The 9,289-nt window shown below is 61.8% G+C and carries 3 protein-coding genes; 1 reads left to right on the forward strand and 2 read right to left on the reverse strand.

All coding sequences use genetic code 11. The features are described from left to right. The first annotated feature begins 87 nt into the window (after positions 1-87). On the forward strand, positions 88-3,957 hold the full coding sequence (locus NOR51B_RS06575) for a choice-of-anchor D domain-containing protein (protein ID WP_009021132.1): 3,870 nt from the start codon (positions 88-90) through the stop codon (positions 3,955-3,957). A gap of 655 nt (positions 3,958-4,612) precedes the next feature. Here the strand turns inward: NOR51B_RS06575 and NOR51B_RS06585 are convergent. Together NOR51B_RS06585 and NOR51B_RS06590 are read right to left on the reverse strand one after the other, a co-directional pair. Then, a complete protein-coding gene (locus NOR51B_RS06585; RefSeq protein WP_009018855.1) occupies positions 4,613-8,041 on the reverse strand; it encodes a choice-of-anchor D domain-containing protein in 3,429 nt (1,142 codons plus the stop codon). Positions 8,042-8,380: 339 nt separating this feature from the next. After that, a partial coding sequence (locus NOR51B_RS06590; RefSeq protein WP_040481877.1) for a DUF819 family protein occupies positions 8,381-9,289 on the reverse strand: 909 nt, incomplete at its 5' end.

Raw genomic sequence — 9,289 nt, forward strand, 5'->3', positions numbered from 1 at the left:
GTCCCTCGTCAGTACTCGGTGAACGCAGAAGCGGATTTACGTCAAATTTCCCAAACTTGACCCTTGACTCTGAACGGGCCCGTCTAGATGATTTGCCCCTGGTCACTGAGTACCGGAGCAGTTTCTTTGCAGTACCCAAAAGCTCGCCGCATTCTCGCTGTCGCCTTTGCCACAGCGGTGGGTTTCATGACTCTGCCCGCTCACGCTGTCGACTGCCCGGGAAACAATTACACACTCGAAAGCCAAACGGACGTCAACAACTTTCCCGCAGGCTGCGACCGGGTGCCACGCCAGCTCAGCATCAACGAGAACCCCACCCTCGGGGACCCGATAACCTCGCTGGCTCCTCTAAGCGAGCTCACCAGCGTCGGCCGCGACCTGCTACTGCGCGACACCACGTCGCTCGCCAGTGCCGAGGGCCTGCACAACATCGGCAGCATCGGTCGCAACCTGCTCGTTCGCAATAACGCGGTCCTTGCAGACCTCGACGATTTACTTTCGATAGCTACCATCGGCGGTTACCTCGATATCCGAGACAACGCAGCGCTGGTCGACGTCGACGGGCTCGCGTCTCTCACCTCGCTGACCTCTTACCTGCGCATCGAGGACAACGCGGTACTGCAGAACCTCGACGGTCTTGCCGGTCTCACGGCCCTCCCGGGGGGCTATTTGCGAATCCGCGACAACCCGGCGCTGACCTCGATTGCCGGCCTCAAAAACATCACGGCCATCGACCGCTACGCCTACATCTTTAACAACGACGCGCTGACTGATCTGACTGGCCTTGACGCGGTGACGTCGATCGGCGGTAACGTCACCATTCAGAACAACAATGCGCTGACGTCAATCGCGGCCCTGGGCAACCTGACCACGGTTACCCGCACCGTGTTGATACGCAACAACAACCGGCTCCTGACCCTGGCAGGGCTGGAGGGGCTGAGCGCCATTCCCCGCGCGCTGGTGGTGCGCGACAATAACCGGCTGACGGACATCTCGGCGCTCGGCGGCATCGCCACGGTGGGCCAGAATCTGCAGCTCATCAACAACCGGGCGCTGCCGGACCTCACGGGCCTGGACGCCATCACCAGCATTGGCGGCAGTCTCGAGCTGGTGAACGGCGCGGCCCTCACCGATGTGTCGGCGCTGGCGCAGCTGGTCTCTGTGGGCGGCAGACTGCGCATCCAGAACAACGATCTGCTACAGCGCCTGGACGGCTTCGGCGGACTGGTGCAGGTCGACGGGGATGTACTGGTACTCTTCAACGACCAGCTCGACACCTGCGATGCCCTGGTCCCGCTCCTCGATGCGATCGATGATGATCCTGCAGGGCCCGGCGTTGCGCCCACGCCCGATGTCGGCGGCACTACCATCGACATTCGCCGTAACGGCGATACCACCTGCAACAGCATTGGCGGCATTCTCGGCAGCGTGACGCCGCCGGCCTTTGCCCTTGACTTTGCCCCATCGACGATCCGCATTGGCAGTGGCGTCACCACCAGCACCCTCACCTACCGCATCGAGAATGGTGCGGCGCGCGCGCTGGGCGTAGGCTTCGACAATACGCTGCCCACGGGCCTGCGCATCGCCACACCGTCCAATGCCACCACCGACTGCCCCGTCGCTGTCCTGACTGCACCCGATGGCGGCCTGCAGGTAACGTTGTCGGGCGTGCGTCTGGCGGCCTCTGCCAGTTGCAGGGTCATGGTGGACATCATCGGTGATGCCGCGGGCGTGTACAACACCACCACCGGCGCGATCGCATTCACGCTCCCCAATGGCAGCGTCGGCAGTGGCGCGAATGCGACGGGCACGCTGACGGTGGTCGCCCCCGCGCTGACCCTGTCCCCGGCCACACTCAATTTCGGCAACGTGCTCGTGGGTCAGGTTGCCGGTCCTCAGGCGGTGACCGTCAGCAACAGCGGTACGGGCGCCCTGAACGTCGCGGACATCGACTCCGCCGTCGCACCGATGGCGCGAAGCGGCGGCAGCTGCGCGGCGTCGCCTTTTACCCTGAACCCCGGGGCCAACTGTACCCTCGAGTACACGTTCAGCCCCGGCATTGCCGGCCTCGCGACCCAGTCCATCGCCATCGCCAGTGACGCGCCGAGCAGCCCGGACAGCATCGCCCTCGCGGGCACCGGCATTCAGCCCGCGCTGACCATCGTCCCCGGCAGCACCATAGATTTCGGAGAGGTACTGCTGGGACAGACCGGCGCACTGGAGACGGTGACCCTCCGCAACAGCGGTACGGCGGTGTTGACCGTGTCGGCCATCGATGCGGCGACCGCACCGCTGGCGCGCACTGGCGGTAGCTGTGCGACGTCGTCCTTTACCCTGAACCCCGGTGAGAGCTGCACACTGGTGTACAGCTTCAGCCCCACTGCAGAGAGCGTCGTGAACCAGTCCATCGGTGTCGTCAGCGATGCTCCAGGCAGTCCGGACAGTATCGACTTCACGGGAGAGGGCATTGTGTCGGGTCTGTCCGTCTCGCCCGAGGGCATCGACTTTGACAAGGTGCTGGTAGGCGATAGCAGCGCCGCACAGACCGTGACCCTCACCAGCAGCGGCAAGGCGTCGGTAACGGTGTCGTCAATCGATACGCCGACCGCACCAATGAGTCTCAGCGGTGGTAGCTGCGTCGCACCTCCCTTTACCCTAAAGCCGGACGAGAGCTGCACTCTGGAATTCAGTTTCAGCCCCTCCGCCACCGGCGTCGTAAACCAGGACATCGAGATCGCCAGCGACGCGCCGAACTCTCCAGAAATCATTACTCTGGCCGGCGAAGGCGTGGAGCCCAGTCTGCTGCTGACGCCTGGCGCCATCGACTTCGGCGATGTCCGTGTCGGAGAGTCTGCCGGTCCGCTTGCCGTCACCGTGGGCAACAACGGCACAGCGCCGCTGACGGTGTCGGCGGTCGATGACGCGGCCGCACCGCTGGCGCAGACCGGGGGCAGCTGCACCGCGCCGCCATACACATTGCAACCCGGTGACGACTGCACCCTGGAGTACAGCTTCAGCCCCGGTTCTACCGGCATCATCAACCAGTCCATCAAGGTCAGCAGCGACACGGCGAGCAGTCCGGACAGCTTCGACCTTGTCGGTAACGGCGTGGAAGCGGGTATTTTCCTCACACCCGACAGCATCGACTTCGGCCAGGTGCTCGTGGGCGAGACCCCTGCCGCCCAGACCGTGACCGTTAATGCGAGCGGCACCGCGGCGCTCAATGTCTCTGCAATCACGGCGGTGGCCGCGCCGCTGTCGCAGACTGGAGGCAGCTGCCCCGAGCCGCCCTTTACCCTGGATACCGGCGACAGCTGCACCCTGCAGTACAGCTTCAGTCCCACCGTCACCGGCGCCGTTAACCAGAACATCGAGATCGACAGCGACGCGCCGAGTAGCCCGGACAGCATTGCGCTCGCCGGGGTCGGTTCCAGACTGTTCCGCAGCTTCGACGGCCCTCTACCGAGCGGCTCCATCGGCACCATTGCCTTCACCACTGCGGATGCAGGCTGCGAGTTCGCCCGCGATCCGGACTTTTTGAGCGTGGCAACGCCTGCACCGCCGTCCAATATCGAACTCATCGATGGCGTAGTCGGTTTTGAGATTACCGGTTGTCAGCCAGGCGCCACCGTAGATGTCACGGTGGACTACGGCACGCCGCTGCCGCCGGGCACCCAATACTGGAAAGCGGGCAACCCCTGGCGTCAGGTCGCTGCCTCCGTAACCGGCAGCACCGTTAGCTATTCCATGACGGACGGCGGTCCCCTGGACGAGGATGGCGCGGTCAATGGCGTGATCGTCGACCCCAGCGGAGCCGCGCAGTCCGCTGGGGGCGGATCTGGAACTCCACGGGCAATACCATCATTGCAGCCGAGGCAGCTCATAGTACTCGGACTGCTGCTTATGGCGATCGGGTTGCGAGTCCAGCGGCGTTCGACCGCCCGAAAATGTGGCTGACTATCTAAGCGACACCACTTTTCCGACGTAGCCGGTCACGAAGGCTTCGCACCGGCATCGATACCCGCAGCCCCGCCTCCTCGGATCCGTTCGGCTCATCCGGATTCAACCCCGAGCGCGCTGTCTCAGGTGTCATCCTGAATCGCTGGGGCCATGCTTACTCGGTGCCTTACCCGGGTTTTTATGGTGGCAACGGTGGCAGTGCACCTCGTGATGTTATCCGCAAGGACTATGGCCCTATCGCACTTGATGCCAAGTTCGTGGAAACGCAGGCTTTTGACTGCACCTTCTGTTGCGTCGGCGACGCCTGTAATTATTCGGCCAGTGGCTGTTTCGTGCAGCCGGGTACCATGTGGACAATCCCGTAGGTCCTGCGAAAACCGGGGTGATAGAGATACACCGTTGACAGTGTGGCCGGGTAAAGGGCCTGATCAGGGAGCAGGGTTATCGACGCCGGTCCGTTGCGGCCCGGCGTGCGGTTGCCGCTGACAGCAGCCGAACGATTGTCTAGTTAGGGGTGGTACCCTTGCGGTCAGCACCTTAGCCTCATCCGCTTGCTACTGTTCCTACTGTTGGGCGCGCCTGCGCAAGGCGTACTTGCCGATCAATACCAGCAATGCCGCCCACCCACCGGGCGGCAAAACGCCAGGCACATTTATCGCAATCTTGCATGCCTCGGAAGCAGGCAGAGCACACCCAGCAGGACTATCAAAATCATCAACAGCCTACTCATATTCCCCAGGGTCGGAATGGCCTGCGGAGGTGCAGCGACGGCGCCGGTTCCCGTCAGTGTGATCGTCGGATTGATATCAAGCGTGGCGCTGACATCTCCGAGGCCGGAAGGACTGAACGCAACGGTGATTGCACAGTTATCGCCTTTATTGACCAGCGTTTGGCCACTGCAGGCATCCGACGGCACCGAAAACGCCGAATCACCGGACAGCGCCAAAGTTCCAAGGGGCAGAGGCTGATCCCCAATGTTTGTTATCGTGGCAACCTTCTGGACGTTCTGCCCCGGCGCCACGTCGCCGAAGGCGATGTTCAGCCCGGGGGCGACCTGCGCCTCGCCCGGTGCGAGTCCACGGCCATCCACGGCTACCTGGTCCGGCGAGCTGGCGCTGTTTGAAATCACGTCAACGGTGCTCACTATATGGCCGCGGGTGACAGCGGTGAAGACGACCTCGAAGGTGCAACTGGTGTTTGGGGCCACCCTGGTGCCGGAACAGCTGTCGTTCTGAACCGAGAACGCCGAGTCGTTGGAAAATACGTTGGCGATGTCCAGCGCGATGCCGCTGTTGTCGGTGACCGTCACCGTCTGCGGCGCTGAGCTGCTGCCGATCTCGATGTCTCCGAAGGAAAGGCTCGGAGGGGTGATGTAATCCACCGGGTCCCCGCCCCTTCCGGACAGGGCGACGTTCAAGGTTTGGCCGCCGTTGTAGGGAATGTCGAGCGAGCCGGTGTCCACGCCTTCTACTTCCGGATCGAAGGTTACTGAGATCTGGCAGGACGCCTGACTGGCCAGCGTGGTCCCGGAACAGGTGTCGGTGCCAACGCCGATGCCGAACTGCTGCGGGGTGACGGTGCCGGTGACGCTGGCGGTGCCGATCTGCGCATCCTGGCCCGGGCCGCCGATGTTGGTGATGGTCACATCCAGCGTTGCCGGTTGTGTCTGGGTGCCGAAGGCTAGAATCGTGGGGTTTGCGGTAAGGCTAGCCGGCTGCAGGCCGTTACCGGCCAGTGCCACGTTGGCTGACGGAAAGCCGCTGGCACCGGGGATGGTAAGTGTGCCGGTGGCCGGGCCGGTCGTGGTGGGGTTGAAGGTAACGAAGACTAAACAGAGTGAGCCGTTTTGTGGAACTGGCGTGAGGGTCGCGCCGGAGCAGGTGTCGGACTGCAGCGCGAAGTCGCCGCTGGCGCTGAGCTGCCCGAGCGGCAGGCTGCTTATCGGACTCGCGTTCTTGACAACCACGAGCTGCCGCGGACTGACGGTGCCGACGGGAACATCGCCGAAGTCGAGGCTGGTCTTGCTGGGCAGCGGCGCAGGTGGCTCGACGCCACTGCCGAGCAGGGTGACGCTGTCCGGGGAGGTGGCGCCATCGGAATCCATGGTGAACAGCCCGGAGCGGGCACCGAGCGCGCTTGGGGCGAAGCGGATGGTGATCGCGCACTGGCTGCCGGCGGCTACGGACTGCGGGTAGGTATTACCGCAGCTGTTGTCGCTGAGCGTGAAGTCGGCGCCGGTGACGGTGAGCGCGCTGACGGTGAGCGGGCCGGAGCCGCCCGTGTTGTCGATGGTGATGGTGTCGGTCTTGCTGGCGCCGAGTTTGACCTGATCGAAGTCGAGTTTGTCTTTGGGGATGAGCTGGTCGCCCGTCACCCCGGTGCCGGCGGCGGTCAACGTTACCGGGAAACTCTGCGGCGTGCTGTTATCCGAGGTGGTGTAGGTCAGGTCGAGCTGGGCGTTATCTACGCCCTGCTGGATGACGGTGAAGCGCACGTTGACGGTGCAGGCGTTGCGGGTGCTGCCGCCGGTGAGCGGCCCGCTGCTGCAGTCCTCGCTGAGCACACTGTACTCACCCAAGGAATCGCCACTGATCGACACCGCGCTGATGTCCACCGTGGTGGAGATGGAGCCGGTGCTGTTCTGGAAGGTGACGGGGAGGTCGATGGTGCTGCCGATCGGCGCGGAGCCGAAGTCGAGTGCCGTCGCGCTGCTGGTCAGCGTCGGCGCGGCGTAGACGCACGGGGGGTCAACGTAGTAGAACTTTTTAGGCTGCGGGTTGAGGCGGCTCTTCACCAGCACGTCGCACTCCGTGACCGCATTTTGGTAGACGACGACGCTATTACTCACCCCGGTGATGCCGGCGAGCCCGGTGATATCGGTGAGCGTGTTGTTGCTGGTGACGTCCACATCTTCAAGCGTGCCAGTCACAAGATTCCGCAGCCCGTTCAGGTTCTTCAGTTTCGCGTTGCTTTGCAGCCGGAGTGTCTGGCTGATTGTCATCAGATTCTGCAATCCGTCGAGGTCGGTGAGCGCGTCGAGGTCTTTTATGGTGAGCCCTTCGAGGCTGGTCACCGTCGACAAGTCTGCCAGCGTGCCTACACCGGTGAGACTGTTGAGCACCAGTGCGTTGAAGGTGCCGCCCGTGAGCCCCGCCAGCGGGTTCGGGCCAGTGAGCCCGGGCAGTGTGTTGAAGGTGATGCTCTCGATGTCCCGAATCGGCGCCAGTTCCGCCGGGTCGATTCCGGCGAGATTTGTCACGACGACACCCGTGAGTGCAGGAAACGCGGCCGCTGTGATGTCGCTCAGGTCGGGGAGCCCGAGTTCATCCACTTGAAGGATCGCTGTTTGCGGCATCGCTGGCAGTGCCTTGACGCCCGCCATCTTCGCGAGCTTGACCGACTCCTGCGCTGCCGAGGCGATCCGTGCCAGGGCTGGCAACTGGCCGGTCTGATCGGTGTCCAGGGGCAAGCCCCCCAGGGTGAGTTCTTTGGTCGGCACGGGAAGGTCGCCCAGCTGGGCCGGATCGGCCAGCGGCAAACCGTCAAGACTCAGTTTCTCCAGCGCCGTTCCGCCTGCGATGTTCCAGGCAGGAAGCTGGGTGATGGTCGAAGAGACGATGGCGAGCTCCGCAAGACAATCGCCTGATGAGACCCCAGGCTGGCACTTCCTCGGACCGAGACTGGTGAGCCCGTCGAGCGCGCTGATGTCTGTGAGTTGATTGGATTTGGTACCGTTGTTGATGCTCAGCGAGCCTACGTGAGTGACGTTATCGAGCCCATCGAGCGAGGTTATTACGCTGAGCAAGATCCTGAGTTGGCCATCTACCCGTGTCAGATTGTTCAGGGGCGACAACGAGACAATGGGGCTTGTGCTTGAGTCGGAAAGGGTGAGGGCGCCCGCGACGGTGGTGCACGGGAAGCTGTCGACGTCGGCTTGCGAGCCCACTATTAGGTTCAGCGTCGGGTCGGCACAGTCCGCCTGCGTGAACGGCGGCGTTTTGTCGACAGCCTGCGCGCCGGATGAAAACAGCAACGCCAAAAGTATAAAGACGGACGCTGTCAGGTTGGTTTTCGCTTTCATGAGATTAGGCCGGGCTCTGCAGGATTTGTTCTCGATTAGTCTAGCAAACAGTGTTGTCAACTTAACCCGCAATAATTCCGCCTCTTCGATCTCGGTTTTGCTAAGCCCCCCGACTAAGTGCGCATGAGGGTATCGCCAAGTTAAGTGGCTCGGATTGGTAGACTCAGCCGATGAATACCTATAAACGCCACCGATTCCCGCCCGACTGGACTTCCCTCGGTCTGTGCAATCGCGGGGTACGGGAACAGGGCATGAGGCAATTCAAATCAGTGAAGCAAGCTCAGCGATTCGTGTGACCGCATGGGTGCAGGCCGGATTTATGTGTGGGGCGGAGGAACGTCAGGTAAGCAGCGGAAACAACAAGATAATGAGAAAATTAGCGATGACGTAACCCAAAACACCGCAAAGCGTACCGAGCGCCACTAAATGCGACCAACCGCGGCTCGAAGCCACCGCCGCAGCGGTAGCAGGACCAAGAATGCAGGCATTGGAAACGGTGATTAAGGTGGCAAAGTCTTTCTTCAGAATACGCCCGATAATAAAGAACAGCAGTGCGTGAACAATGACGATAAACGCTGCCAGGCCCGTCGCGGGTAGGAACATGGTGCTAATGGCCGAGAGTTGAGTGCTACCGCCGATCACTGCAAAAAAGAGATACATGCCCGACACGCCCAGTTTAGGGGCAATCGTTAAACGGCCGAGAAACGCAGGAAACGCGTTGGCGATCAATACAGACAGGGTAATGATAAAAAGATAGAACAAGCTGTCCAGTTCGGTCCACCACACCAGCGCCTGTGCCACGGCCACAATAAACGCAGCTGCTGCTAATGAAATTGGCAGAGAAGCGAACACTGGCAACGTCGAATCATCACTATTGTCTACAACGATCTCACTATTAGTATCAGGGTTGTAGTTTAAGGCGGCCAGGCCGGATGCGGCCGCTAGAACAACCAAATAACTGATACCCACAACAGCATCTGCCGCCAGCGCGGCCGCTACCAGTTCCGGCTGTTCGACCGCTAAAGATTGAGAGGCGGCAACAAAATTGACCGAGCCGCCTATGTAGGTAGCCACTAATACGGGTACCAATTGTGACAGTTCGTTATCTTTGGTGAAGGTCAGTAGCGCCAAAACGCCTGCGAACATGGTCACGGCGACAGCCAACATGAACAGCAGAATCAAAGGGCCGCCATCGCGCCATAAATGATGCAAGTTGGCCTGTACCAAAAGCAGAGCTACTGAAGCTGG

This window comes from Luminiphilus syltensis NOR5-1B, assembly GCF_000158175.1.
Taxonomy (GTDB): Bacteria; Pseudomonadota; Gammaproteobacteria; order Pseudomonadales; family Halieaceae; genus Luminiphilus; species Luminiphilus syltensis.